The organism is Kaistia sp. SLG-1 (assembly GCF_059699055.1).
Genome location: NZ_AP048544.1, coordinates 2800186 through 2824428, shown reverse-complemented (window position 1 = coordinate 2824428; position 24243 = coordinate 2800186). Strand labels below are relative to the sequence as shown.

General features: G+C 66.7%; 21 protein-coding genes and 1 tRNA gene. 4 read left to right on the top strand and 18 right to left on the bottom strand.

Annotated elements, in window-relative coordinates:
* Position 1: 1 nt before the first annotated feature.
* From lipA to AC6HZP_RS12730, 10 genes are all read right to left on the bottom strand, one after another.
* Complete coding sequence (gene lipA / locus AC6HZP_RS12775; RefSeq protein ID WP_201403911.1) at positions 2–964, bottom strand: lipoyl synthase; 963 nt, start codon at positions 962–964, stop codon at positions 2–4.
* An 18-nt stretch (positions 965–982) separates the two neighbouring features.
* The gene (locus AC6HZP_RS12770; RefSeq protein WP_201403910.1) at positions 983–1231 is read right to left on the bottom strand and encodes a GlsB/YeaQ/YmgE family stress response membrane protein; all 249 of its coding nucleotides are present in this window, start codon (positions 1229–1231) and stop codon (positions 983–985) included.
* A 79-nt stretch (positions 1232–1310) separates the two neighbouring features.
* Positions 1311–1559, bottom strand: coding sequence for a GlsB/YeaQ/YmgE family stress response membrane protein (locus tag AC6HZP_RS12765; protein ID WP_497523175.1), 249 nt, complete (start codon positions 1557–1559; stop codon positions 1311–1313).
* A gap of 164 nt (positions 1560–1723) precedes the next feature.
* Positions 1724–2023, bottom strand: a complete 300-nt coding sequence (locus tag AC6HZP_RS12760) for a GIY-YIG nuclease family protein (RefSeq protein WP_201403908.1) — start codon at positions 2021–2023, stop codon at positions 1724–1726.
* Between the two features lie 6 nt (positions 2024–2029).
* Positions 2030–3445, bottom strand: a complete 1416-nt coding sequence (lpdA, locus tag AC6HZP_RS12755) for a dihydrolipoyl dehydrogenase (RefSeq protein ID WP_497523174.1) — start codon at positions 3443–3445, stop codon at positions 2030–2032.
* Positions 3446–3520: 75 nt separating this feature from the next.
* Positions 3521–4879: a pyruvate dehydrogenase complex dihydrolipoamide acetyltransferase gene (locus tag AC6HZP_RS12750; protein WP_497523173.1), complete on the bottom strand. Its 1359-nt coding sequence runs from the start codon at positions 4877–4879 to the stop codon at positions 3521–3523.
* 7 nt (positions 4880–4886) lie between these two features.
* The gene (locus AC6HZP_RS12745) at positions 4887–5183 is read right to left on the bottom strand and encodes a DUF5076 domain-containing protein (RefSeq protein ID WP_201403905.1); all 297 of its coding nucleotides are present in this window, start codon (positions 5181–5183) and stop codon (positions 4887–4889) included.
* Between the two features lie 4 nt (positions 5184–5187).
* A complete protein-coding gene (locus AC6HZP_RS12740; RefSeq protein WP_201403904.1) occupies positions 5188–6576 on the bottom strand; it encodes a pyruvate dehydrogenase complex E1 component subunit beta in 1389 nt (462 codons plus the stop codon).
* Positions 6577–6591: 15 nt separating this feature from the next.
* A complete protein-coding gene (gene pdhA / locus AC6HZP_RS12735; protein WP_201403903.1) occupies positions 6592–7650 on the bottom strand; it encodes a pyruvate dehydrogenase (acetyl-transferring) E1 component subunit alpha in 1059 nt (352 codons plus the stop codon).
* A gap of 167 nt (positions 7651–7817) precedes the next feature.
* Positions 7818–8153, bottom strand: coding sequence for an FtsB family cell division protein (locus tag AC6HZP_RS12730; protein WP_497523172.1), 336 nt, complete (start codon positions 8151–8153; stop codon positions 7818–7820).
* A 331-nt stretch (positions 8154–8484) separates the two neighbouring features.
* Between AC6HZP_RS12730 and AC6HZP_RS12725 the strand changes: the two genes are divergently transcribed.
* Positions 8485–10341, top strand: coding sequence for a DEAD/DEAH box helicase (locus tag AC6HZP_RS12725; RefSeq protein ID WP_497523171.1), 1857 nt, complete (start codon positions 8485–8487; stop codon positions 10339–10341).
* A 584-nt stretch (positions 10342–10925) separates the two neighbouring features.
* Here AC6HZP_RS12725 and AC6HZP_RS12720 read toward each other — a convergent pair.
* The 4 genes from AC6HZP_RS12720 to AC6HZP_RS12705 form a co-directional block, all read right to left on the bottom strand.
* On the bottom strand, positions 10926–13676 hold the full coding sequence (locus AC6HZP_RS12720; RefSeq protein WP_497523170.1) for a valine--tRNA ligase: 2751 nt from the start codon (positions 13674–13676) through the stop codon (positions 10926–10928).
* A gap of 182 nt (positions 13677–13858) precedes the next feature.
* A complete protein-coding gene (locus AC6HZP_RS12715; protein WP_497523169.1) occupies positions 13859–14455 on the bottom strand; it encodes a PopZ family protein in 597 nt (198 codons plus the stop codon).
* A gap of 160 nt (positions 14456–14615) precedes the next feature.
* Entirely contained in the window at positions 14616–15953 is a 1338-nt protein-coding gene (locus AC6HZP_RS12710; protein WP_497526800.1) for a TolC family outer membrane protein, read from the bottom strand.
* A 253-nt stretch (positions 15954–16206) separates the two neighbouring features.
* On the bottom strand, positions 16207–16875 hold the full coding sequence (locus AC6HZP_RS12705) for a protein-L-isoaspartate O-methyltransferase family protein (RefSeq protein WP_497523168.1): 669 nt from the start codon (positions 16873–16875) through the stop codon (positions 16207–16209).
* A gap of 205 nt (positions 16876–17080) precedes the next feature.
* On the opposite strand from AC6HZP_RS12705, the gene AC6HZP_RS12700 reads away from it, so the two are divergent.
* Positions 17081–17154 (top strand) — tRNA-Cys (locus AC6HZP_RS12700).
* 148 nt (positions 17155–17302) lie between these two features.
* On the opposite strand, the gene AC6HZP_RS12695 is transcribed toward AC6HZP_RS12700, so the two are convergent.
* Complete coding sequence (locus AC6HZP_RS12695) at positions 17303–18118, bottom strand: bestrophin-like domain (protein ID WP_497523167.1); 816 nt, start codon at positions 18116–18118, stop codon at positions 17303–17305.
* A 221-nt stretch (positions 18119–18339) separates the two neighbouring features.
* Here AC6HZP_RS12695 and cobD point away from each other — a divergent pair, with 221 nt between their 5' ends.
* On the top strand, positions 18340–19350 hold the full coding sequence (gene cobD / locus AC6HZP_RS12690; protein WP_497523166.1) for a threonine-phosphate decarboxylase CobD: 1011 nt from the start codon (positions 18340–18342) through the stop codon (positions 19348–19350).
* A 20-nt stretch (positions 19351–19370) separates the two neighbouring features.
* Here the strand turns inward: cobD and AC6HZP_RS12685 are convergent, their stop codons facing one another.
* Genes AC6HZP_RS12685 through AC6HZP_RS12675 form a run of 3 tightly spaced genes read right to left on the bottom strand, consistent with a single transcriptional unit; the run spans position 19371 to position 23118 of the window.
* Positions 19371–20144: an ABC transporter ATP-binding protein gene (locus AC6HZP_RS12685; RefSeq protein ID WP_497523165.1), complete on the bottom strand. Its 774-nt coding sequence runs from the start codon at positions 20142–20144 to the stop codon at positions 19371–19373.
* On the bottom strand, positions 20144–21190 hold the full coding sequence (locus tag AC6HZP_RS12680) for a FecCD family ABC transporter permease (RefSeq protein ID WP_497523164.1): 1047 nt from the start codon (positions 21188–21190) through the stop codon (positions 20144–20146). The genes AC6HZP_RS12685 and AC6HZP_RS12680 overlap by 1 nt, the downstream gene beginning before the upstream one ends.
* Entirely contained in the window at positions 21178–23118 is a 1941-nt protein-coding gene (locus AC6HZP_RS12675) for a TonB-dependent receptor plug domain-containing protein (protein WP_497523163.1), read from the bottom strand. The genes AC6HZP_RS12680 and AC6HZP_RS12675 overlap by 13 nt, the downstream gene beginning before the upstream one ends.
* A 228-nt stretch (positions 23119–23346) precedes the next feature.
* Here AC6HZP_RS12675 and AC6HZP_RS12670 point away from each other — a divergent pair, with 228 nt between their 5' ends.
* Positions 23347–24126 carry an ABC transporter substrate-binding protein gene (locus tag AC6HZP_RS12670; protein WP_497523162.1) on the top strand — a complete coding sequence of 260 codons (780 nt, stop codon included), beginning with the start codon at positions 23347–23349 and terminating at the stop codon, positions 24124–24126.
* The last annotated feature ends 117 nt before the right edge of the window (positions 24127–24243 follow it).

The window sequence follows — 24243 nt, the reverse complement described above, 5'->3', positions numbered from 1 at the left end:
ATCAGACCTGGTGCTGCGCCTGACGCGCGGCGCGCAGCCGGGCGAAATCCTCGCCGGCGTGGTGCGACGAGCGCGTCAGCGGGCTCGACGACACCATCAGGAAGCCCTTGGCATAGGCGATCGTCTCGAACGACTTGAACTCGTCCGGGGTGACGAAGCGGATCACCGGGTGATGCTTGCGGCTCGGCTGCAGGTACTGGCCGATGGTCATGAAGTCGACCTCGGCGACGCGCAGATCGTCCATCAGCTGCAGGATCTCGTTCCGCTCCTCGCCGAGGCCGACCATGATGCCGGACTTGGTGAACATGTTGGGATCGAGTTCCTTCACCCGCTGCAGCAGGCGCAGCGAATGGAAGTAGCGGGCGCCGGGGCGCACCTTCAGATACTTGGACGGCACCGTCTCGAGATTGTGGTTGAAGACGTCGGGGCGAGCCTCGACGACCACTTCGAGCGCGCCCGGCTTGCGCAGGAAGTCCGGCGTCAGGATCTCGATGGTGGTGCCTGGTGCCGCACGGCGGATCGCGTAGATCACGTCGGCGAAGTGCTGGGCGCCGCCATCGGCGAGATCGTCACGGTCGACCGAGGTGATGACGACATGCTCGAGGCCGAGCTTGGCGACGGCTTCTGCCACCTTCTCCGGCTCGGCGCGGTCGAGCGCTTCCGGCATGCCGGTGCGCACGTTGCAGAAGGCACAGGCGCGCGTGCAGGTGTCGCCCATGATCATGAAGGTCGCGTGCTTCTTCGACCAGCATTCGCCGATGTTCGGGCAGCCGGCTTCCTCGCAGACGGTCACGAGACCGTTCTTCTTCACGATCTCCTGCGTCTCGCGATAGACCGGCGAGCCCGGCGCGCGGACGCGGATCCAGTCCGGCTTGCGCAGCAACGGTGTTTCCGGGCGGTTCGCCTTTTCCGGATGGCGCGGCCGCAGATCCTTGCCGGTACGCGTATCGAGCACGACGACCATGGTAACTCCGAACTCCCCTTACGCGCGGCGCAGGAGGCTGAGCAGGAACAGCAGGACGATGGCGCCGACGGTCGAGACCACCAGGCTGCCGACGAACCCTGCGAAATGGATGTTGAACGCGGCGGCGAGCGCGGCGCCGATCCAGGCGCCGACGAGGCCGACGATCAGATTGAGGATCAACCCTTGCCGGCGTTCCATCGCGCGGGACGCGATCCAGCCGGCGAGGATGCCGATGATGATCGTCGCGAAAATGCCGACACCGTTCATGATGAGCCCCGATCTGTCATTCTTAGAACCATATGGGGGAAGACCGTGCGCAACACCAGCTTTGTGTCGCGCATGGCCGTCATGCAATCAACCGCGCCAGGAACACGACGATGACAGCGCCGCCGGCCGCGATGACGATCTGGTTGACGAATTCATTGCCAAGATTGACCGGCACGTTGAAGTAGCTGACCAGAAATCCGCCGACCACGGCGCCGATCAGCCCCGTGATGATGTTGCGGATGAAGCCGCCGCCACCGACGACGATGCTGGCGAGCCAGCCGGCGACCAGGCCGATGGCGACCCAGATCAGGATTGTTTTCGTATCCATGCCGAGCACTTGTCTTCCGAGTCCTGATCATTCAGCGCGCCGAAGCGCTCCATTCCATCATCCAGCTCGCCCGTCACCCCGGCGACGGCCGGGGTCCATCGCGGGACACCTCCGCCGGTGTTTATGGATCCCGGCCTTCGCCGGGATGACGGCGGCAAATGTCGTCATTCCATCGTCAAACTGTAGAGGTCGGACCAGTCGGGGTTGCTTTCCTCGATGAGGCGGATCTTCCAATCCCGCCGCCATTCCTTGAGCTGCTTCTCTCGAAGAATGGCGGATTCCATCGTGTCGTGCATTTCGAAGAACACCAGTATCTTGGTGCCGTAGCGCTTCGAAAATCCCTCGACCAATCCTTCCCGGTGTTGCAACGCCCTCGCCGCGATGTTGCTGGTCACGCCAATGTAGAGCGTTCCGTGCCGGCGGCTTGCGACGATGTAGACACATGGTCGCAAGCTTCGCCGCATGGGACCTCAGATATGGATCGCCCGACCGTAGGCCGACAGCACGCTCTCGTGCATCGTTTCCGACAGGGTCGGATGCGGGAACACGGCGTTGATCAGCTCTTCCTCGGTCGTCTCGAGGTTCATGGCGATGACGAAGCCCTGGATCAGCTCGGTCACTTCCGCGCCGACGAGATGGGCGCCGAGCAGCTGGCCGGTCTTCTTGTCGAAGATCGTCTTCACCAGGCCCTCGGGTTCGCCGAGCGCGATCGCCTTGCCGTTGCCGATGAAGGGGAACTTGCCGACGCGGATGTCGTAGCCAGCTTCCCTCGCCTTCTTCTCCGTGAGACCGACCGAGGCGATCTGCGGGTTGCAGTAGGTGCAGCCCGGGATCTTGGCCTTGTCCATCAGGTGCGGATGCAGGCCGGCGATCGCCTCGACGGTGATGACGCCCTCATGCTCGGCCTTGTGCGCCAGCATCGGCGGGCCGGCGACGTCGCCGATCGCCCAGACGCCGGGAACGTTGGTCTTGCCGACGCCGTCGGCGACGACGCAGCCGCGATCCGTCTTGACGCCGAGCTTCTCGAGCCCGAGGCCCTCGATATTGCCGACGACGCCGACCGCCGAGATGAGCTTCTCGGTGGTGATCTCCTGGGTCTTGCCGTCTGCCGTCTCGATCGTCGCCGTGACCGAGTTCGCCGCCTTGACGACCTTGGTCACCTTGGCGCTCGTCAGGATCTTGATGCCCTGCTTCTCGAAGCGCTTGCGGGCGTGCGCGGCGATCTCCTCATCCTCGACCGGCAGGATCTGCGGCAGGACCTCGACGACCGTCACCTCGGAGCCCATCGTCCGGTAGAAGGATGCGAACTCGATGCCGATCGCGCCGGAGCCGATGACGAGCAGCGACTTCGGCAGGCTCTCGGGCACCATGGCCTCGAAATAGGTCCAGATCTGCTTCTTGTCCGGCTCGATGCCGGGCAGCGCGCGCGGGCGAGCGCCCGTCGCGATGACGATGTTCTTCGCCTCGTAGTCGCCGCCGCCGAGCGCGTTCTTCGGCGGATTCTCGGCCGCCTTGACCGAAATCTTGCCGGGCGCGGTGATCTCGGCCGTACCCCAGATCACGTCGACCTTGTTCTTCTTCAGGAGGCCGGTGACGCCCTGGTTCAGCTGGCCGGCGACGCCGCGCGAACGCTTGGTGATCGCGGCCATGTCGAAGCCGACCTTGTCAGCCGAGAGGCCGTAGTCGGAGGCGTGTTCGAAATAGTGGTAGACCTCGGCCGAGCGCAGCAGCGCCTTGGTCGGGATGCAGCCCCAGTTCAGGCAGATACCGCCGAGATGGCTCTTCTCGACGACGGCCGTCTTGAGGCCGAGCTGGGCGGCGCGGATGGCGGCGACATAGCCGCCCGGGCCGGAGCCGATGATGATGACGTCGTAGGGTGCGGCCATGTTCGTCTCGCTGACGTGAAGGGTTTTGCGGCTCCCTCCCCGCTTGGAGAAGGGAGCCGAAAGGACGGCGCTGGATCAGACCAGCATCGCCATGGGCTTCTCGATGTAGCCCTTGAAGGCCTGCAGGAGCTCGGCCCCGAGCGCGCCGTCGACGACGCGATGGTCGGTCGAGAGCGTGACCGACATGATGGTCGCGATCTTGATCTCGCCGCCGCGCACGACCGGCTGCTGGATGCCCGCGCCGACCGCGAGGATCGTCGCATGCGGCGGGTTGATGATCGCCGCGAAGTCCTTGACGCCGAACATGCCGAGGTTGGAGACCGAGGTCGTGCCGCCCTGGTATTCCTCCGGCTTCAGCTTGCGCTCGCGCGCCCGCTTGGCCAGGTCCTTCATCTCGTTCGAGATGGTCGAGAGCGACTTGGTCTCGGCATTGCGGACGACCGGGGTGATCAGGCCGCCGGGGATCGAGACGGCGACGCCGACATCGACCACCTTGTGGACGAGCATGCCGCCATCGGTCCACGACGCGTTGGCGCCCGGCACCTTCTTCAGCGCCAGCGCCATGGCCTTGATGACCATGTCGTTGACCGAGACCTTGTAGGCCGGCTTGCCGTCGGCATCCTTCGGCGCGGCGGTGTTGATCTGCTCGCGCAGCGCCAGCAGCGCGTCCAGCTCGGTATCCACCGTGACGTAGAAGTGCGGGACGTTCTGCTTCGATTCCGTCAGGCGGCGGGCGATCGTCTTGCGCATGTTGTCATGCGGCACGAGATCGTACGAGCCTTCGGCGAACAGCTTGAGCGTCTGCGCGTCGGTCGGGCCGGAGTGAGCCGGGGCAGCGGTCGCGGCGGCAGGTGCCGGTGCCGCGGCGGGAGCCGGCGCGGCCTTGGCGGCGCCACCCTGCTTGGCAGCCTCGACATCGGCCTGGACGACGCGGCCATGCGGACCGGAGCCGTTGACCTTGGAAAGGTCGATGCCGGCTTCCTTGGCGATGCGGCGGGCCAGCGGCGACGCGAAGACGCGATCGCCGGCCTGGGCCGCGGGAGCCGCCGCCGGTGCTGCGGGAGCCGCTGTCGGCGCCGCCGGAGCAGGCGTCGCGGCCGGGGCTGATGCTGCCGGAGCGGGTGCCGCGGCCGGAGCCGCAGCGGGCGCCGGGGCAGCGGCGGGCGCGGCGCCGATGGCGCCGGCATCTTCGCCTTCCGCCAGAAGCACGGCGATCAGCGCGTTGACCTTCACGCCTTGCGCGCCCTCGGGCACCAGCAGCTGGCCAACGGTGCCTTCATCGATGGATTCGACTTCCATCGTCGCCTTGTCGGTCTCGATCTCGGCGATGACATCGCCCGACTTGACCTTGTCGCCAACCTTCACGTTCCACTTGGCGAGGTTGCCCTCTTCCATGGTCGGCGAAAGCGCGGGCATCAGGATATTGATCGGCATAAAGCACCTATTGGCGTGTGTCAGTCGTGCCCAGATCGGTCGGACGATCCCACTCGGCGTCGAACATGGCCTTGATCTGCTCCAGCGCCTGCTCTTCCGAGCAGACGCCGTCGCTGGCAAAGCCGCGCGCGACATGGCGAGCTATGTCGACCAGCAGGATGCCCCAAGTGGACGGGCTGTCAAAGGCCGTCCGGAAGCTGACATCGAGACCCTTGTCGACGATCCAGGCGCGGAACACTTCCGCGGCCTCCTCCGATTCCAGGGCGCCGGGCGGAATTTCCAGCTCGCGTTTGTGTCCGGCCATGGCGTTACCGATACGTCACGGCTTTGACGGCGGCGACGACTTCGCCGACGTTCGGCAGGGCAAGCTTCTCGAGGTTCGCGGCGTAAGGCATCGGAACGTCCTTGCCCGTCACCTTGAGAACCGGCGCGTCGAGGTAATCGAACGCCTTTTCCATCAGCTCGGACGCGATGTGCGAGCCGATCGAATTCTGCGGCCAGCCCTCTTCCACCGTCACGCAGCGGCCGGTCTTCTTGACCGACTCGATGACCGTGTCGATGTCGAGCGGACGCAGCGTGCGCAGGTCGATCAGCTCGGCGTCGATGCCCTGCTCGGCAAGCTCGGCGACCGCCTTGGTCGCATAGGTCATGCCGATGCCGAACGAGACGACGGTGACGTCCTTGCCGGGCTTGTGGATGCGCGCCTTGCCGATCGGCAGGACGAAGTCATCCAGCTGCGGCACGTCGAACGCGTGACCGTAGAGGATCTCGTTCTCGAGGAAGATCACCGGATTGGGATCGCGGATCGCTGCCTTGAGCAGGCCCTTGGCGTCGGCGGCCGTATAGGGCACGACGACCTTGAGGCCGGGGATGTGGCTGTACCAGGACGAGAAGTCCTGGCTATGCTGCGCGCCGACGCGGGCCGCGGCGCCGTTCGGGCCACGGAAGACGATCGGGGCACCGAGCTGGCCGCCGGACATGTAGAGCGTCTTGGCGGCCGAGTTGATGATCTGGTCGATCGCCTGCATGGCGAAGTTGAAGGTCATGAACTCGACGATCGGACGCAGGCCGGCCAGTGCCGCGCCGGTGGCGAGACCGGCAAAGCCGTGCTCGGTGATCGGCGTATCGATGACGCGATCGGCGCTGAATTCCTGCAGCAGGCCCTGCGTGACCTTGTAGGCGCCCTGATATTCAGCGACTTCCTCGCCCATGACGAAGACGTTGGGGTCACGGCGCATCTCTTCGGCCATGGCGTCGCGAAGCGCTTCGCGGACGGTGGTCGAGACGAAGGTGGTGCCGGCCGGAATATCCGGATCGGCGGCGATCGTCACGGCGACGGGAGCGGCGGGGACCGGAGCGGGCGCGGCTGCCGCGGCCTGCGGCGCGGCGGCGGCCGGTGCTTCGGCGGCCTTCGGCGCCTCGGCCGGCGCACTCGACACGGCGGACGCATCCTCGCCATCGGCGGCGAGCACGGCGATCTTGGTGTTCACCTTCACGTTCTCGGTGCCTTCCGGCACGAGAAGCTTGGCGATCGTGCCCTCGTCGACGGCTTCGACTTCCATCGTCGCCTTGTCGGTCTCGATCTCGGCGATCACATCACCGGACTTGACCTGGTCGCCTTCCTTCTTGAGCCATTTGGAGAGCGTGCCCTCCTCCATGGTCGGCGAGAGGGCCGGCATCAGAATATCGATCGGCATCGTCTTCTCCCGGCCTTACTTCACAATGTCCGTCCAGAGCTCGGAAACATCCGGCTCGGGATCGTTCTGGGCGAATTCCGCCGCATTGTTCACGATTTCACGTACTTCGGCGTCGATCTTCTTCAGATCGTCCTCGGACGCCCAGCTCTTCTCCAGCAGCCGGCTGCGAACCTGCTCGATCGGATCGTGCTCGTTGCGCATCTTCTGGACTTCATCCTTCGACCGGTACTTGGCCGGGTCGGACATCGAGTGGCCGCGATAGCGGTAGGTTTCGATCTCGAGGATGTAGGGGCCCTTGCCGGCGCGGCACCAGGCGACGGCCTTGTCGCCGGCCGCCTTGACGGCGCGGACGTCCATGCCGTCGACCTTCTCGCCCGGAATGCCGAACGACACGCCGCGACGGGAGAAGTCAACCTGAGCCGAGGAGCGCGAAACGGACGTGCCCATGGCGTAGCGGTTGTTCTCGATGACGTAGACCACGGGCAGCTTCCAGAGCTGCGCCATGTTGAAGCTCTCGTAGACCTGGCCCTGATTGGCAGCGCCGTCGCCGAAATAGGTCAGGCAGACATTGTCGGTCTTGCGATAGCGGTTGGCGAAGGCGAGGCCGGTGCCGAGCGGCACCTGCGCGCCGACGATGCCGTTGCCGCCGAAGAACTGCTTCTCGATGGAGAACATGTGCATCGAGCCGCCCTTGCCGTGCGAATAACCGCTACGCCGGCCGGTCAGCTCTGCCATCACGCCGTTCGGGTCCATGCCCGCGACGAGCATGTGGCCGTGGTCGCGATAGCTGGTGATGGTCTGGTCCTCACCGGTGCGGATCGCCATCTGCATGCCGACGACGACCGCTTCCTGACCGATGTAGAGGTGGCAGAAGCCGCCGATCAGGCCCATGCCATACATCTGGCCGGCCTTTTCCTCGAAGCGGCGGATCAGGAGCATCTCGCGATAGGCGAAGAGTTCCTGTTCCTTGGAGAAATTCTCTGCGGGGGTCGACGGGGCCGACTTTACCGCTGCAGTCTTTCGTCCGGCGGCCGGCGCAGATTTGCTGCCGACTTTCGCTTTGGCTACAGCCATGCCTTGTTCTCCGGGGCGTTTCCCAAACTGATGGGCGGGACGTTATCCGAAGCCGTTGGGCATTCCAAGATGCATGAGAAGCATCGGAGCCATGCGCCAACTACATGACTTGACTACAAAAAACATCGATGAACCGGAATTTGGTTCATCGCGAATTTTTTCTACAATCAATGCTGCAGGGTCTGCTGCACTGCAGCAACGCTGATCACCAACTCGTCGGACTGGGCGACGTTGAGCTTGGCGCGGGCGCGCTCGTCGATCATGTCGGGATCGAGGCTCTCCGGCCGGAGCAGCTGCGTGCGCGCGACGAGCGAGTGGCGCTCCGCCTTGAGTTGGGCCAGTTCCTTCTCGAGCAGCACCGCTTCCCGCTCCATGCGCTCGCGCGACCAGATACCGTAGTCGCCATTGAAGGAATGGTAGGCGAAATAGCCCATCACGGCGAGCGAGCCGAGCGGAAGGATGAACCACCGGAGTTTGGAGTGCTTACGCTGGCGTGTGGTCATGAGGGACTGTGAACGCGATGCAACATGATGAACAAATCATGGGGCAAGACGATTAACGCGGGGTTTCCGCCGTGGGCGCCAAACCGGATGAACCTGTTGATCACAGCTTTCTGAACGCTTCGGGCCGCGAGCAGCGCCCGCCCCTGCCCGAACGCACCGCCCGTCTCCCTCCGCATAGGGGCGTGCGACCGCATGGATGACAGAGAATCCTTGGCTAATGGCGCTGTCCGGGGTATGGGAGGCGCAACTCGCATTCCGCATGAACCTTCACCGCTCGCGAACTGTTTGTCCGCGACCCGGAATGCTTCTCCAATTTCAGGCTTCGTCCCCTATGGTTTCGCTCGTCCAGAACCCGGCCCTCGCCCGCGCCCTCGCGGAAAAGGGCTATGAAACGCTGACCCCCGTCCAAACCGCCGTCCTCCAGGACAATGTCGGCGAGAATGATCTGCTGGTCTCGGCGCAGACCGGTTCCGGCAAGACCGTCGCCTATGGCCTCGCCTTCGCCTCGACGCTGCTCGGCACCGAAGAGAGCTTCGGCCCGGCGGCGGAGCCGCTGGCGCTGATCATCGCGCCGACGCGCGAGCTGGCGCTCCAGGTGCAGCGCGAGCTGATCTGGCTCTATGGCCCGGCCGGCGCCCGAATCGCCTCCTGCGTCGGCGGCATGGACGTGCGCCGCGAAGCGCGCGCGCTCGACATGGGCGCGCATATCGTCGTCGGCACGCCGGGCCGCCTGCGCGACCATCTGGAACGCGGCCGCCTCGACATCTCCAAGCTCCGGGTCGTTGTTCTCGACGAGGCGGACGAGATGCTCGATCTCGGCTTCAAGGAAGATCTGGAGCTGATTCTCGACGCGTCGCCGAAGGAGCGCCGCACGCTGCTGTTCTCGGCGACCCTGCCGCGCGAGATCGTCCGTCTGGCCCGCCAGTATCAGCGCGACGCGCTCCGCATCGACACGATCGACCAGAGCCAGCCGCATGGCGACATCGAATATCGCGCCTTCCGCGTCGCGCCGAACGAGATCGACCTCGCCGTCGTCAACGTGCTGCGATTCTACGAGCAGCCGGCCGCCCTCGTCTTCTGCTCGACGCGCGAGTCGGTGAAGCGGGTCCACGCCGGCCTGCAGGAGCGCGGCTTCGAGGTGGTGGCGCTCTCGGGCGAGCTGAGCCAGACCGAGCGCATGCATGCCCTGCAGGCGCTGCGTGACGGCCGGGCGCGCGTCTGCGTCGCGACCGACGTCGCCGCGCGTGGCCTCGATCTTCCCGATCTCGGCCTGGTGATCCATGCCGAGCTGCCGACCGGCCCCGCGATCCTTCTGCACCGTTCGGGCCGTACCGGCCGCGCCGGGCGCAAGGGCGTCTCGGCCCTGCTCGTTCCCTACACGAATCGCGCCAAGGCGCTCCGCCTGATCAACGCCGCCGGCGTCGACGCCTACTGGACCGCCGCGCCGTCCGCCGACGAGATCCGCGCCAAGGATCAGGAGCGGCTGCTCGAGAGCCTGCTGCGGGTCGAGCCGGCTTCCGAGGAGGACGCGGTGCTGGTTCGCGAGCTGGTTGGCCAGCGCTCCGCCGAGGAGATCGCGGCCGCGCTGATCCGCACCTACCGCGCCCGCCTGCCGTCGCCGGAGGATCTGTTCGATCCCGGCCAGCAGCAGGAGCGCGGCCCGCGCGATTCGAAGCCGCGCCGGGACGGCCCGCGCCACGAGCGCGGCGATCGCGACGCCCCGCGCGGCGAACGCCCGCCCCGCGCGCCCCGCGACAATGACGGCCAGTGGCCGACCAGCGGTCCCGGCAGCGAGAACGGCCGCGTCGAGCGCCCGCAGCAGGACATGGTCTGGTTCCGCATGAGCGTCGGCCACCAGAAGAACGCCGATCCCAAGTGGCTGCTGCCGCTGATCTGCCGTCGTGGCCACGTCACCAAGAACGAGATCGGCGCAATCAAGATCTTCGAGCGCGACACGCGGTTCGAGATCGCGGCCGACGCGGCCGATCGCTTTATGGTGGCGCTGCGTCGCGGCGGTGAGGAAGAAATCCGCATCGAGCCGGCGGACGGCGCGCCCGCCGGTGGCGCCGGTGCCCGTGGCCCCGGCAAGAAGCCGACCCGTCGCGCCGGCTTCAAGCCGGGCGGCAAGCCCGGTGGCAAGCCTGGCTTCAAGCCCGGCTTCAAGAAGCGCGACCGCAACGACGGCTGAGCGTTCTTACTGCTGAGAATCAAAAGGCCCGCGACGATGTCGCGGGCCTTTTTTGTTTGTCTCATTTGCCCCGTCGAGGCGTGTGACCTTTCCCCGATTCTCGCAGGCTGCCTTTTAGAAGCTCGACCATCGTCCTGAGTGTCTGGCCTGTAATTCGAAATCAGGACCCCGGATTGATGTTCAGGTACCCGGTGGCAGCTGCCCAAACCCCAGTGCCTTCCATACTGACCGACCGGCTCCACCATCATCCTGAGGTGCTTCGCGTTAGCGAAGCCTCGAAGGAGGATTCAGCGGAGCACTGCAGTGGGAGACAAGGTCTGCCGAAATCCGTTCCGAGGCGGTTCCCTGGACCCTCCTTCGAGGCCCGGCTTCGCCGGGCACCTCAGGATGATGGTCGGGGGGGGGGACAAGGTTCCTACTTCCCAACCCACCGGCCTGCGGCCGTCGACCTCTCCCTCAGGGAGAGGTGAGGAAAAGCCCTCTTCGGCTGGCTCGTCTTAAGACCTGCCCCCGAAACAAAAAAAAGGGCCCGCGACGTTGCCGCGAGCCCTTCTGCAATCGAACGTCCAAAAAACCGGAGCCGGTCAGTCCTTCAGGCGCTCCAGCGCGGCGGTGATCTTCGCCGTCAGCTCCTGCGCTTCGGCGAGGCGCTCGCGCTGCTCGTCGATCACCTCTTCCGGCGCGCGCGACACGAAGTTCTCGTTGCCGAGCTTCGCCTCGATCTTGCCGATCTCCTTGGCCGCCTTGTCGAGCTCCTTGCCGAGGCGGGCGCGCTCGGCGTCGAGGTCGATGACGCCGGCGAGCGGCAGGGCGATCGTGGCCTCGCCGACGACCGTCTGCACGGCGCCCTTCGGCGGCGCGTCGGCGGCCGAAATGTCCGAGGCGCGCGCGAGCCGCTTGATCAGCGCGTCATGCGTCGCGAGGCGCGCCGTCGTCTCGGCCGAGGCGCCGACGATGAGCAGCGGCACCATGGCGCCCGGCGGCACGTTGATCTCGGAGCGGACCGAGCGGATCGACGAAATCAGGTCGACGAGCCAGTTGATCTCGGCCGCGGCCGCCGCGTCCTCGAAGTCGAGCTTCGGCCAGGACGTGAGAACCAGCAGCTTGTCGCGGCTCGATCCCTCGTCGGCGGTGCGGTCCCAGAGCTCTTCGGTGATGAAGGGCATGAAGGGGTGCAGCAGCGTGACGATGCGGTCGAGCGTCCAGCCGATGGTGGCGCGGGTCTCGGCCTTGGCGGCCTCGTCCTCGCCGTTCAGCACCGGCTTGACCAGCTCCAGATACCAGTCGCAGAACGAGTTCCAGACGAAGCGGTAGAGCGCGTTGGCGGCGTCGTTGAAGCGGTAGGCCTCGAGCGCCTCCGTCACGGCGCGCGCGGTGCGCGTCGTCTCGGTGGCGATCCAGCGGTTCAGCCGCTCCTTGGCCGTCGACGGCTCGAAGCCGGCCACCCGCGTCGCGCCGTTCATCTCGGCGAAGCGCGAGGCGTTCCAGAGCTTGGTCGCGAAGTTGCGATAGCCCTCGACGCGGCTCGTCGCCAGCTTGATGTCGCGGCCCTGCGCCGCCATCGCCGTCAGCGTGAAGCGCAGGGCGTCGGCGCCGAACTCGTCGATCAGGCTGAGCGGATCGATGACGTTGCCCTTCGACTTCGACATCTTGGCGCCCTTCTCGTCGCGGACGAGGGCGTGCATGTAGATGTCCTTGAAGGGCTCGACCGGCGTGCCGTTCTCGTCCTTCATGAAGTGCAGGCCCATCATCATCATCCGCGCGACCCAGAAGAAGATGATGTCGAAGCCGGTGATCAGCACGCTGGTCGGATAGTAGCGGGCGAGTTCGTTGGTCTCGTCCGGCCAGCCGAGCGTCGAGAACGGCCACAGTGCCGAGGAGAACCAGGTGTCGAGCACGTCCTCGTCGCGCGTCAGCGCGACCGGCGCGCCGTAATGCGCAGCCGCGAGCGTCGCCGCCTCGGCCTCGTCATAGGCGACGAAGAACTTGCCATCCGGGCCGTACCAGGCCGGAATCTGATGGCCCCACCAGAGCTGGCGCGAAATGCACCAGGGCTGGATGTTGTCCATCCACTCGTAATAGGTCTTTTCCCAGGTCTTCGGGACGAAGTCCGTGCGGCCCTCGCGAACGGAGGCGATTGCCGGCTGCGCCAGCGTGTGCGCGTCGACATACCACTGCTCGGTCAGGAACGGCTCGATCGGCACGCCGCCGCGATCGCCGTGCGGGACGGTGTGGGCATGCTCCTCGATGTGGTCGAGATAGCCCTGCTCTTCCAGCATCGCGACGACGGAATTGCGGACCGTGAAGCGGTCGAGGCCCTCGAAGGCGGCAATCGTCTCGGCGAGCGCCTCGGTCTTGTTCAGCCCCTCCAGGAAATCGGCGTTGCCGGCGATGGCGACATTCGCCTGGCGGTCGAGCACCGAGATCATCGGCAGATTGTGACGGCGGCCGACCTCGAAATCGTTGAAGTCGTGCGCCGGCGTGATCTTGACCGCGCCCGAGCCCTTCTCCGGATCGGAATACTCGTCCGCGACGATCGGAATGCGTCGGCCGACGAGCGGCAGGATCGCATGCGCGCCCGCGGCGACGAAGGCCTGGTAGCGCTCATCCTCCGGATGCACGGCGACGGCCGTGTCGCCCAGCATCGTCTCCGGCCGGGTCGTCGCAACCGTGATGTAGGTGGTCGCATCGTCGGGATCGAAGGTCTTGCCCTCGATCGGGTAGCGGAAATGATACAGCTTGCCCTTCGTCTCGACCTGGATGACCTCGAGGTCGGAGATCGCCGTCTCCAGCTTCGGGTCCCAGTTGACGAGGCGCTTGTCCTTGTAGATCAGGCCGCCGCGATAGAGCTCGACGAACACCTTGAGCACGGCCTTCGACAGGCCCTCGTCCATGGTGAAGCGCTCGCGCGACCAGTCGGCCGAGGCGCCGAGGCGCTTCAGCTGGCCGATGATCGTGCCGCCGGATTCGGCCTTCCACTTCCAGATCTTCTCGACGAAGGCGTCACGGCCGATCTCGCGGCGGTTCGGCTCCTGCCGCTCCATCATCTGGCGCTCGACGACCATCTGCGTCGCGATGCCGGCATGGTCGAGGCCGACCTGCCAGAGCACGTCCTTGCCGCGCATGCGCTCGAAGCGGACGAGGACGTCCTGCAGCGTGTTGTTGAGCGCGTGGCCCATATGCAGCGAGCCGGTGACGTTCGGCGGCGGGATGACGATGGAGAAGGTCTCGGCGCCGGGTTCGGCTCCGGCGCCTGCCTTGAAGGCGCCCTTGCCTTCCCATGTTTCATAGATGCGCGGCTCGACCGCGGCCGCGTCGTAATTCTTGTCGAGCATGACCGTTTCCGGATGAGGGATTTGAACTGCTGTAAATCGGATGGCCGGGGGCGAGTCAACCGCGCCGCCGTCGCGGGACCTGCTGAGATGGGGTCCCGCAGGTCGCTTCACAACCGCCCAGGCAAATGGGAAGGGGAGCCGATGCGGGTATTAGAAGGCAGGAAGCGTCCGGAAACGGCCGCTCAGCGGCGGCGGGACAGACGCTCGATCTCGTCGCGAACCAGTCGCTCGACGAGCGGCGGCAGATTGCTGTCGAGCCAGTTCTTCAGCATCGGCCGAAGCATTTCCTTGACCAGATCGTCCAGCGTCCGGCTGTTCGCGGAAAGCACCGTGTTCGAGAGGTCGCCAAAGGCCGACGTCACGGCGGCATCCGCCGCCTGCGACAGCAGCGGCGCATTGTGCGCCAGGTCGTCGGCTGCGGATTTGACGGGCGCCGGCGGCGCCGGCCGTTCCACGCGGGCGACGGCCTGCGTGGGTTCCGGCAGCGGCGGCAACGTGGTGCGCAGCATGCGCGGCTCGACGGCCGGCTGCGACGGCGCGACGGGCGCCGGCGGAAGTTCTACACGCGGCAGCTCGACCCGGGGCGTTTCGGCGCGGGGCGGCTCGATCGGCGCGAATTCATTGACGCGGGCGCTGAACAGGGCATCAATATCGGCGGCCGAGACCGGCACGCTCGGCAGCCGGGCCGGCGCGCTGTCCGCATCGGCGGGCTTGAGCGCGCCAAGGCCGGAATCATCCTCGGAAATGATCCGGCGGATCGAGGCGAGGATCTCTTCCATCGAAGGCTCTTGCGCCGCACTGACTTTGGCCATCGCCACCCCACACCCAACAGACATTGCCGAATCGCCTTGATACGCGTGCGATTCCGGGTGTCAGGGTAGCGAAAACCGCGACCGGCCGGAACAAGGCCGATCGCTTTTCCCCCGACAGCAGCGGGTACTACCGTCCGTCCGGCGTGCGCAGGCCGATCCACTTGTCGCGGACCGCCTCGTAATGCTGCTTCGGCTCGTAGCGCTGAACCTTGAGCGCCAGGTTCTCGGCCGAAAGACCGCCGGCGGTCGAGAGCAGCGTGTAGGACGCGACGATCTGGGCGCGCTGCGCCAGGATCAGCGTTTCGCGCGCCTGCAGCAGCGACTGCTGCTGGTTCAGCACGTCGAGGGTGGTGCGCTGGCCGACCTTCTGCTCTTCGATGACGCCTTCGAGCGCCAGCTGCGAGGCCTTTACCTGCGATTGGGCCGAGGTGATCGACGCGATCGCCGCTTCGAGCTGGCCATAGGCCGAGACCGCCGCGGCGCGGACCTGGTCGCGGGCCGAGTCGAGCTGAATGCGACGCTGACCCAGCGTCTCCTTGGCCTGGCGGGTCTGCGAGTAGACGACGCCGCCCTCGTAGATCGGCACGGTGAGGTTGGCCGTGATCGACGCGGAATTGCCCCAGGAGCCCGTGACCGACGGATCGTCCTGGTGCTGGAGGTCGCCCCGCAGCGAGACGGTCGGCAGGAGCTGACCCTCGATCACCTTCACGTTGAAGGCAGCCGTATCGACATTGTAGCTCGCAGCCCGGATCAGCGGATGTCGCGACTGGCCGGTGGAGACGGCAGCCTCGGCCGACTTCGGCAGCAGGCGCGTATTGATCGGCGGCACCGACAGGCTCTTCGGCGCGACACCGATGATCTGCAGATAGGTCGCCTTGGCGGAGTTCAGGTCCGAGACGGCGACTTCATAGGCCGTCTGGCCCTGGCTGAGCGCCGCGTCCGTCTGGGCAAGATCCGTACGCGTGCCCTCGCCCACCTTCAGGCGGTCGGTGGCGGCGCGCTGCTGCTCGCGCAGGAAGGTGATGTTCTGTTCGCGCAGACCGACGATGGCCTGCTGCTGGATGACGTTGGTATAGGCGGTCACCGCGTCGAGCAGAACGTCCTGCTCGGTCGAGCGCAGGATCTCGCGGCCGGCGAGAACCGACGACTCGGCCTGCTTCACCGCGTTCTGGGTCCGGAAGCCGCGAAAAATCGGCTGTTCGATCGTCAGTCCCACGCCGCGCGGCCAGGTCGTCTCCGAACCGATGCGCGCCAGGGGCGAGCTGCGCCCCCGGGTGTAAGACGGGCCGATGAAGGCATTGCCGGTCAGCACCGGGCGGTAGCCGGAAAGAGCCTGCGGGACATTCTCGTCCGTAGCGCGCAGCTGGGCGCGCATGGCGTTGAGAGTCGGATTGTTGTTGTAGGTCTGCGACAGCGCAGACGTCAGTGTGTCAGCCTGGACAGAGGGGGCAGCTACGATAACCACAGCCAAGGCCACGGTTGCCAGATAGACCCGAGAAAAAACCACGTTCAAGACCTCGGCGTTGCGAGGCGACGCCCCCCTACCGGACGTCCACCGTCGGACAATTCATCGTCAATGTACGACAGGCCGGGAGACCGTCAAATGGCACAGCCGCCCTTAAGGCTCAATAAACCGTACCATGCGACTGGAAAGCCACAGCCTGCGCACTAAGCGAGATTCGGGACTTTTGGCTTAACTATCTGAAATTACAACGAAATCAGAATACGAAGGCCTTGGGCTTGGCGAAGCCAGGCAGCGGCCGGACATGGGTATTGAACGCGGGACGACCGCTGATCGACCCACCAGAGCGTGTATAGACCGTCGCCTTGGCTGCGAGGCCGTGTGTTCCCACCACGGCGACGATTCGACCGCCCTCGCCGATCTGGTCGAGGATGGCCTGCGGAATCTCCTCGACGGCGCCCTCGAGCAGGATGACGTCATAGGGAGCCTTGGCGGCGTAGCCCTGGGTGAGCGGTCCGAGCACGACCTCGACATTCGTGGCGCCGACGCCGGCCAGGTTCGCGACCGCGGCGGCAGCGAGAGCCTCGTCCGATTCGAGCGCCACGACGGAGGCCGCGACGCGGGAGAGGATGGCGGCGGAATAACCGGTGGCCGTACCGATATCGAGCACGCGGTCGGTCGCCTGGATTCCGGCGAGCTGCACCAGCTTGGCCAGCGGCCCCGGCTCCATCACGTAGCGCGGCGCGCTGCCCTGGGCTGACACCAGGATGTCTTCATCGATATAGGCAAGCGGCTTCAGATGATCTGGCACGAAGTTCTCGCGCGGCACCGCGGAGAAGGCGTCGAGCACGTCATATTCGGTGACGTCGACGGTGCGAATCTGACAGTCCACCATCGTGGTTCGCGCCTTGGCGAAATCGACCATGATCCGGGACCCTTTATCGTCATGTGGCAATAGACGTTCCAATACCGGTGGTTCGGCGAGGTGACAAGCCATTCCAACGGGTTCCAGCGCCGCAGGCCGTCGCGGCCCCGTACCCAAATTGGGGGGAAGCGCGGTTAAGTCGTGGATGACGAGTGATTTAGCTCTTGCCTAACCCCTGCCCTTACCTCTACATCCCCAACCCGAGGGCCTCGTGGCGGAATGGTTACGCAGAGGACTGCAAATCCTTGCATCCCGGTTCGATTCCGGGCGAGGCCTCCATCGCTCCAAGAGCGATATTTGCCCTCAAAATTCGCTTTTTCCGACGACACGCGAACCCGCGGCCGCAGCGTTCCCCGCTGCATCGGACGAGCGCCCTCCTCCGCATGGACGACCCCTGCAACCTGCTCGCGCGGGCTCTGATTCAGCTTTACGGCCCGGCTGGCAGGGGCGGCACCGTGATCCCACCCTGGAAGCCGCGCGCCGTCCAGTCATAGACGGCGACACTGGTGCGGAAGCTGCCGAGGCGGGCGGCCGACAGATCCAGAATGTCGACGATCACCACGGTCCACATCAGCGACAGCAGCGCCATCAGGAAGCGCGCCGGCCTCTCCCGGAGCCCGAGCTGATAGCCGAGGCAGGCCATGCTGACCATGGTGAGCGCGATCAAGAGCCAGAAGATCTGCGCCGGCAGCCTCGTCTCGAAGGCGAGCCGCTCGCTCGTCGCGGCGTCGAAGACGTCGTTCAGCGCCGCCATCAGCGAGGCCGAGATCGGACCGGGTTGCTCGCGGACGAGGCCCGTCAGATGCCCCCAGATCTCCGACTGCATCGCATTGGTGCTGTCGTTCAGATTGTCGATGTTGCCGCCGCCTCCGCCCTCGGCGAGGATGAAGGCCTTGCGCAGGCCGGTATAGGTCTCCAGCAGGTGGGCGATCTCCTCGCCGCGCGGCGTGCCGATCGCCTTGGCGCGAAGCCAGGCGGTGCCGATCGCGTTGGCCTCGACGAGCGTGCCCGCCCGTCGCTCGGAAAAGCGGGTATTGGCATAGGAGAGCGTCAGCGCCAGCACGAAGGCGAGCAGCCCCAGCAGGCCGCCGACGACGACCCCGACCGTCTCGGGCTGGCCGCCGGAAACGTGACGACGCAAGCCGATGCGATAGCCGATCTCGTGCACGAGAAGCTGGGCTGCGAGCAGCACGAGGCCGAACAGGACGAAGTTCACTTCGGCGATCGCGATGAGGACACTCATGAGGCGGGGACCTGCTGAAATCCGGAACGGAAATGCGAAACGCGCGGCTGCCGACCGGCGGCGTTGCGCCGGCGAAGTCGCATGAAGTTGACTATGCCCGAGTCGCGCCGCTGCGTAACGTAGGGGAAGGCGATCCATCCTCGACACCCTCTTCCGGGCGACTGGCGCGCAGATCGAGCCGGGTGATTGCAAGTCGGCCGCTTCGGGACGATAAGGCCGGGATGCTGGATCTGACCGCCCTTCCCCGTCACGGCGGCGCCCTTCGGGACGCCTCGGAGCGCCATGGCGTTCCGCTTGCCGACTGGCTCGACCTCTCGACCGGCATCAACCCGCATCCCTATCCGCTGCCCGATCTGCCGCCCGAGGGCTTCCATCGGCTGCCGGATCCGGCGGCGCTGGCGGATCTCCTCGTCGTCGCGCGGCAGAGCTGTCGCGTACCGCGCGGCCTGGCGGTCGCCGCCGTCGCGGGCTCCGATCTAGCGCTGCGCCTGCTGCCGCTCGCCGCGCCGGCCGGCGACGTCGCCGTCATCGGGCCGACCTATGCCGGGCATGCCGAGGCGTGGGGCGCTTCCAACCGGCGCGTGACCATCGTTCCCTCGCTGGCCGAGGCCGCCGAACGGGCGCCGATCGTCGTCGTGGTCAATCCCAACAACCCGGACGGCCGCCGCTTCGACCCGGCCGAGTTGCTGGCCGTCGCGGCCACGCTGACGAGCCGGGGCGGCGTGCTCGTCGTCGACGAGGCGTTCGGCGATGTCGCTCCGGAATTCAGCGTCATTCCTCATCTCGCGAACGAACCGGTCGTCGTCCTGCGCTCGTTCGGAAAGTTTTATGGGCTGGCCGGCCTGCGCCTCGGTTTCGTCGTCGGCCGGCCGGATCTCGTCGCCCCGTTGGCGCGGCTTCTCGGCGACTGGCCGGTCTCCGGCCCCGCCATCTCGATCGGCATCCAGGCCCTCGCCGATTCGGTCTGGCAGGCCTCCGCCCGCCGCCACCTTCGCGCCGGTCGCGCGCGGCTGGACGCGATTCTGGAGGGCGCGGGACTGACGATCGCCGGCGGCACCGACCTGTTCGTGCTGGCCCGGACGCCGGATGCGACCGCGTTGCACGAGGCACTGGCCCGGCAGGGCATCTGGACGCGCATTTTCGCCGATCGGCCCGGCGTCATCCGGTTCGGGATCCCTGCCGACGATCGGTTCGACCGCCTCCGGGCTGCGTTCGCCCGGATCTCGCTGTGAACGCGATGCGCGCAGGGGGCCTAGATGGCCCCCTGCGGCGTGACGATCAGGCGGCCTTCCTGCGTCTCGATCGTCGCCCTTATGCCGAAGGTCGCGGCGAGATTGTCCTGTGTCAGCACCGCCGCGGGCGGCCCCTCCGCCACAATGCGACCGCCCGCGATCAGCACCAGCCGGTCGGCATAGCGGGCGGCGAGCGAGAGATCGTGCAGCACGGCGACGATCGCCGCGCCGGCCCTCGCCCGCTCGCGCAAGAGGTCGAGCACGACGAACTGGTAGCGGACGTCGAGGGCGGCGACCGGCTCGTCGACGAGGATGATTTCCGGTTCGCCGGCGAGGACGCGCGCCAAGGCGACGCGGGCGCGTTCGCCGCCTGACAGCGTCGTCACGGCGCGCTCGGCGAAATCGAGCGTTCCCGTCGCCTCCAGTGCGCGCAGCACGGCGGCGCGATCGCTGTCGCCGAGATCGGCGGCGCCGGCGCCATGCGGAATGCGCCCGAGCGCCACGACGTCGGCGACGGAGAGCGGCCAGTGGAACACGTGGCCCTGCGGCAGATAGCCGATCCGGCGAGCGCGGACGCGCGGCGAAAGCGCCTCGCTCCGTTGGTCGCCGATATGGATCGATCCCGGCCCTTCGAGCAGCCCGGCCAGCCGGCGGACCAGCGTGGTCTTGCCGGCGCCGTTCGGCCCGATCACCACGACAAGCTCGCCGGCCGAGACCGAGAGATCGACGTTTTCGAGTACGCTGCGCCGGCCGAGCGTCGCGCCGATCGCTTCCGCGCGGAGGAGCGCCGTCATCACGACACCTCCCCCGTCAGCCCGCGGCGATGGCGGAACACCAGCACGATGAAGAGCGGCGCGCCGATCAATGCCGTGACGACGCCGACCTTGATCTCGTTCTGCGCCGGAATGATCCGCACCAGGATATCGGCGGCCGTCAGCAGCGCCGCGCCCGCGAGCGCCGCTGGCAACATCAGCCGCGCCGGATCATGGCGCACGAACGGGCGCACCAGATGCGGCGCGACGAGACCGACAAAGCCGATCGTGCCGGCGACCGCGACGCCGCCACCGACCGCGAGCGCCACGCCGAGCACGACGCGGAGCCGCACCCGGCCGAGCCGGATGCCGAGGCTCGCGGCCGCGTCCTCGCCCAATGTCAGCGCGCGGAAAGCGGCGCCGTCGACGAACAGCAGGATCGTGCCGGCAAGGATAAAGGGCAGCGCGATGAAGACGTGCTGCATGCTGCGATCCTCGAGCGAGCCGAGCAGCCAGAACGCGATCTCGAGTGCTGCGAAGGGATTCGGCGCGAGATTGAGGGCCAAGGAGGTCGCCGCTCCGGCCAGGCTCGAAATGGCGAGGCCGGCGAGGATAACGACGAGCAGGCTGGCGCGCGGGCCGGCGATCAGGAGCAGCAGTCCCACCGAGAGCAGCGCGCCGAGCATCGCCGCGATCGGCAGGAAGAAGGAGAGCGCGTCGAACACGCCGAAGGCGATGACGAGCACGGCGCCGAAGGCCGCCGCCGAGGGAGCGCCGAACAGCGAGGGCGAGGCGAGCGGATTGCGCAGCAACCCCTGCAGCGCCGCGCCCGAAAGGCCGAGCGAAAAGCCGATCGCCACAGCGAGGATGGCGCGCGGCAGGCGGATTTCGCGGACGATCAGCCGCGCGGCCTCGTCGCCCGTGCCGAGCAGCCCGTCGACGACGGCGCGCAGCGGCAGGATGACGGGGCCGATGCCGAGCGACAGCAGGAAGAGGATGACGACGAGCGCAACGAGGCCGGGCACGAGGAAGCGGCTCGCCGCCCCTCGTTTCAAGATATCCGGCCGTGCTGCGGTCAATGCGTCCATCTCAATCCGACATAGCCCGAACGGCCGGCATTGTTGTAGCCGAAGGCGTCCTGGTATTCGACGTTGGTCAGGTTTTCGAGCCGGGCATAAAGCGTCGTCTGGGGATTGAGCCGGTAGGACGCGTTGAGGTCAATCTTGGTGTAGCCATCCAGCGGAACCAACTGGGCCGCTTTCGCCGGATCGTTGTTGAAGCGCTCGCCGACGAAGATCGCCGTGGCGCCGAACTCGAAATTCTCGATGCCGGTATAGGTCAGCGTCAGCGAGCCGCTGTTCTCCGGCCGGCGCGACAGCGGCAGGCCGCTGTCGAGATTGGTGGCGTGGAGATAGGTGTAGGTGCCGGTCGCCTTCAGCACGGAGGGAAAGAGCACCGCGTCGGCCGAGAGCTCGAGGCCGGAGGTCTCGGCATTGGTGATGTTGATGTAGTCGTTCGTCGCGAGCGAGTAGCTGATAAGATTGGTGAATCGGTTGTAGAAGCCGGTCGCCGAAACTTGCACCCGGCCATCGAACAGCTCCTGGTCGATGCCGATGTCACCGCCCCAGCTCTCCTCATCAATGAGATCCGGATTGCCGTATTGTGCATCGAACAGCTGGAACATGGTCGGCCGCTTGGCGGCGTTGCCGAAGCTGCCGCGGAGCTTGGTGCCGGTCTGGTTGATCAGATAGGCGGCGGTGGCGCGCCCGGTCAGGAAGCCCTGGCCGTCGACGTCCTCGTCATAGCGCCCGCCGAGCGACAGGTTCAGATTGTCGAACAGGGTGAACTGCTGCAGCGCGTAGACCGCGAGCAGCGTGCGCGCGTCGTCGAAGCTCTGCACGTTCTTATCGACGCCGGCGAGCGAGGTCGTCGTCGTGTCCTGCTCGCCGGATTCGCGCTCGGCCCGGCCGCCGACGATCAGCGTGCCGTAGCGGGCGAGATCGATCGTGCCCTGGTATTCGACGCCATAGTCGAGGCCGGTCGAGTCGCCGACACGGCCGAGAAAGCTGGTGCTCGGCTTGGTAGTGAGCGTCAGCGGCTCGATGTAGGCGCTCGTCGTCTGGGTGCCGAAGAAGTTGATCTGGTTGGCGATCTTGCCGTCGAACGATTCGAAATCGAAACGGCCGAAGCCGGAGACGACGTCGCGGTTGCGCTCATAGCCCGGCAGGTCGTCGGTCGGCTTCGAGCCGCGGTCGACGTCCGATTCCTGGCGATAGGCGGTGACGCCGAAGCTGAACGCCTTCCCCTCGCCCGAGTCGTAGCTGCCGCGCGCCGTGCCGGCGAACTTGCGCGTGCCGTCCGCCTCGCCGTCGTCGCGATCGCCGACGCGCGAGAAGCCGTGCGTGTCGAACGCCGTGCCGCTGACCGAGAGGCTGACCGGGCCGACGCTGCCGCCGGCCGTGGCGTTGCCGGCGACGGTGCCGTAGCTGCCGCCCTCGACACCGGCCGTCGCGGTCAGCGCGCCGGTGCGCTTCCTGGTGATGATGTTGATGACGCCGCCCATGGCATCGGAACCGTAGAGCGCGCTCTGCGGGCCGCGCAGGACCTCGACCCGCTCGATATCGGTGGGCGAGAACACGGCGAAATCGAAGGTGTTGCGGGCGCTCGCCGGGTCGTTGACCCGGACGCCGTCGATCAGCACCAGCGTATGGCCCGCCTCGGCGCCGCGAATGCTCACCTCAGTGGTGCCACCGGGGCCGCCCGACTGGGTGACGGTGACGCCGGGCACCTGGCGCAGCACATCGACCAGCGAGCCCGGCGAGGCGTTGTTGATCTTGTCGCCGGGAATGACGGTGATGGCGCTGCCGGATTTGGTGATGTCGGTCGGGCTGCGATACGCGGTCACGACGATGTCGTCGAGCTGGTCGGCGCTCGCGGCACCGGCGGCGAGCATCACAGGCAAAGACGCAAACAGGGAGAGAGCGGCGCGCCCCCGGCGCCGTTCGGAGAATGTCATCAGGCAGACCTCGGTTGGATCGATCTGGTCAGTGCACCCGTCACGTTTGTGTCCCGGGTCCTGCGAGACGGCTTTGCCGCTCGCTTCAGAAGCGGTAGACGAGGTCCCAGGTCACTGCAAGCGGGAGCGCACCTCATGCGCGCGTGGGTCAACAAGTTCGGTCTGATTGTGGCAGCTTGGGCACTAACCGGCCCTGCGCTGGCTGCTCCCGCGCCTGCTGCCGTACCTGTGGCCGCGCCGCAGCGGATCGTCTCGATCAACGCCTGCGCCGACCAGTTGCTGCTGGCGCTCGCCGATCCCGGCCAGATCGCGGCGCTTTCGCTCTATGCGACCGATCCCGCCTATTCCTATCTCGCCGAGCAGGCGAAGGCCTTCCGGCATGACGCCGGCGCGGCCGAGACCGTGATCGAGCGCAAGCCCGACCTCGTCCTCGCCGGCAAGTTCACCAAGCGCGAGACGCGCGCCATGCTGAAGCGGCTCGGCTACAAGGTCGTCGAGCTCGACAACGTGAAATCGATCGACGATTCGATCGCCCAGATCCGCGACGTCGCGGCGCTGATCGGCCATCCCGATCGCGGCGACAACCTGATCGCCCGCATCGAGGCGGCGCGGGCGAAGGCCGCGGCAGCCGATCCCGGCGGGCACGAGCCGACCGTCGCCGTCTACCAGCGTCGCGGCTATGTCACCGGCCAGAACACGCTGACCGGCGAACTGCTGCGCCTTGCCGGCTTCGATGACATGGGCGGCGCGCTCGCCGGCAAGACCGGCGGCTTCGTGCCGCTCGAGCGCATCGTCACCGGCAAGCCGGATCTCCTCGTCGTCGCCGATCCGCATGTCGTGGCCGCCGACCAGGGCAGCGCGCTGCTCGCCCATCCGGCGCTTCGGGCGCTCTACCCGGCGGATCGCCGCATCACCCTGCCCGGCCGGCTTACCATCTGCGCCGGGCCGTCGCTGCCGGAAGCGATCGAGACGCTCGCCGCCGAACGCGCCCGCCTCGGCCGCTCGTAACCCTAGGGTCCGTACCCAATTAGGAACGGAGCAGCGTTGGGCCAAAATCGCGCGCGGGCAGGAGCCGACCACAGCCGATGGCTATCCATCGGCGCGGATCGGCGACGCACCCGCGCA

Bases quoted from the DNA above. Each gene is read 5' to 3' on its own strand.
- lipA (WP_201403911.1), bottom strand. From the start codon at position 964: ATGGTCGTCGTGCTCGATACGCGTACCGGCAAGGATCTGCGGCCGCGC.
- AC6HZP_RS12770 (WP_201403910.1), bottom strand. From the start codon at position 1,231: ATGAACGGTGTCGGCATTTTCGCGACGATCATCATCGGCATCCTCGCC.
- AC6HZP_RS12765 (WP_497523175.1), bottom strand. From the start codon at position 1,559: ATGGATACGAAAACAATCCTGATCTGGGTCGCCATCGGCCTGGTCGCC.
- AC6HZP_RS12760 (WP_201403908.1), bottom strand. From the start codon at position 2,023: ATGCGGCGAAGCTTGCGACCATGTGTCTACATCGTCGCAAGCCGCCGG.
- lpdA (WP_497523174.1), bottom strand. From the start codon at position 3,445: ATGGCCGCACCCTACGACGTCATCATCATCGGCTCCGGCCCGGGCGGC.
- AC6HZP_RS12750 (WP_497523173.1), bottom strand. From the start codon at position 4,879: ATGCCGATCAATATCCTGATGCCCGCGCTTTCGCCGACCATGGAAGAG.
- AC6HZP_RS12745 (WP_201403905.1), bottom strand. From the start codon at position 5,183: ATGGCCGGACACAAACGCGAGCTGGAAATTCCGCCCGGCGCCCTGGAA.
- AC6HZP_RS12740 (WP_201403904.1), bottom strand. From the start codon at position 6,576: ATGCCGATCGATATTCTGATGCCGGCCCTCTCGCCGACCATGGAGGAG.
- pdhA (WP_201403903.1), bottom strand. From the start codon at position 7,650: ATGGCTGTAGCCAAAGCGAAAGTCGGCAGCAAATCTGCGCCGGCCGCC.
- AC6HZP_RS12730 (WP_497523172.1), bottom strand. From the start codon at position 8,153: ATGACCACACGCCAGCGTAAGCACTCCAAACTCCGGTGGTTCATCCTT.
- AC6HZP_RS12725 (WP_497523171.1), top strand. From the start codon at position 8,485: ATGGTTTCGCTCGTCCAGAACCCGGCCCTCGCCCGCGCCCTCGCGGAA.
- AC6HZP_RS12720 (WP_497523170.1), bottom strand. From the start codon at position 13,676: ATGCTCGACAAGAATTACGACGCGGCCGCGGTCGAGCCGCGCATCTAT.
- AC6HZP_RS12715 (WP_497523169.1), bottom strand. From the start codon at position 14,455: ATGGAAGAGATCCTCGCCTCGATCCGCCGGATCATTTCCGAGGATGAT.
- AC6HZP_RS12705 (WP_497523168.1), bottom strand. From the start codon at position 16,875: ATGGTCGATTTCGCCAAGGCGCGAACCACGATGGTGGACTGTCAGATT.
- AC6HZP_RS12695 (WP_497523167.1), bottom strand. From the start codon at position 18,118: ATGAGTGTCCTCATCGCGATCGCCGAAGTGAACTTCGTCCTGTTCGGC.
- cobD (WP_497523166.1), top strand. From the start codon at position 18,340: ATGCTGGATCTGACCGCCCTTCCCCGTCACGGCGGCGCCCTTCGGGAC.
- AC6HZP_RS12685 (WP_497523165.1), bottom strand. From the start codon at position 20,144: ATGACGGCGCTCCTCCGCGCGGAAGCGATCGGCGCGACGCTCGGCCGG.
- AC6HZP_RS12680 (WP_497523164.1), bottom strand. From the start codon at position 21,190: ATGGACGCATTGACCGCAGCACGGCCGGATATCTTGAAACGAGGGGCG.
- AC6HZP_RS12675 (WP_497523163.1), bottom strand. From the start codon at position 23,118: ATGACATTCTCCGAACGGCGCCGGGGGCGCGCCGCTCTCTCCCTGTTT.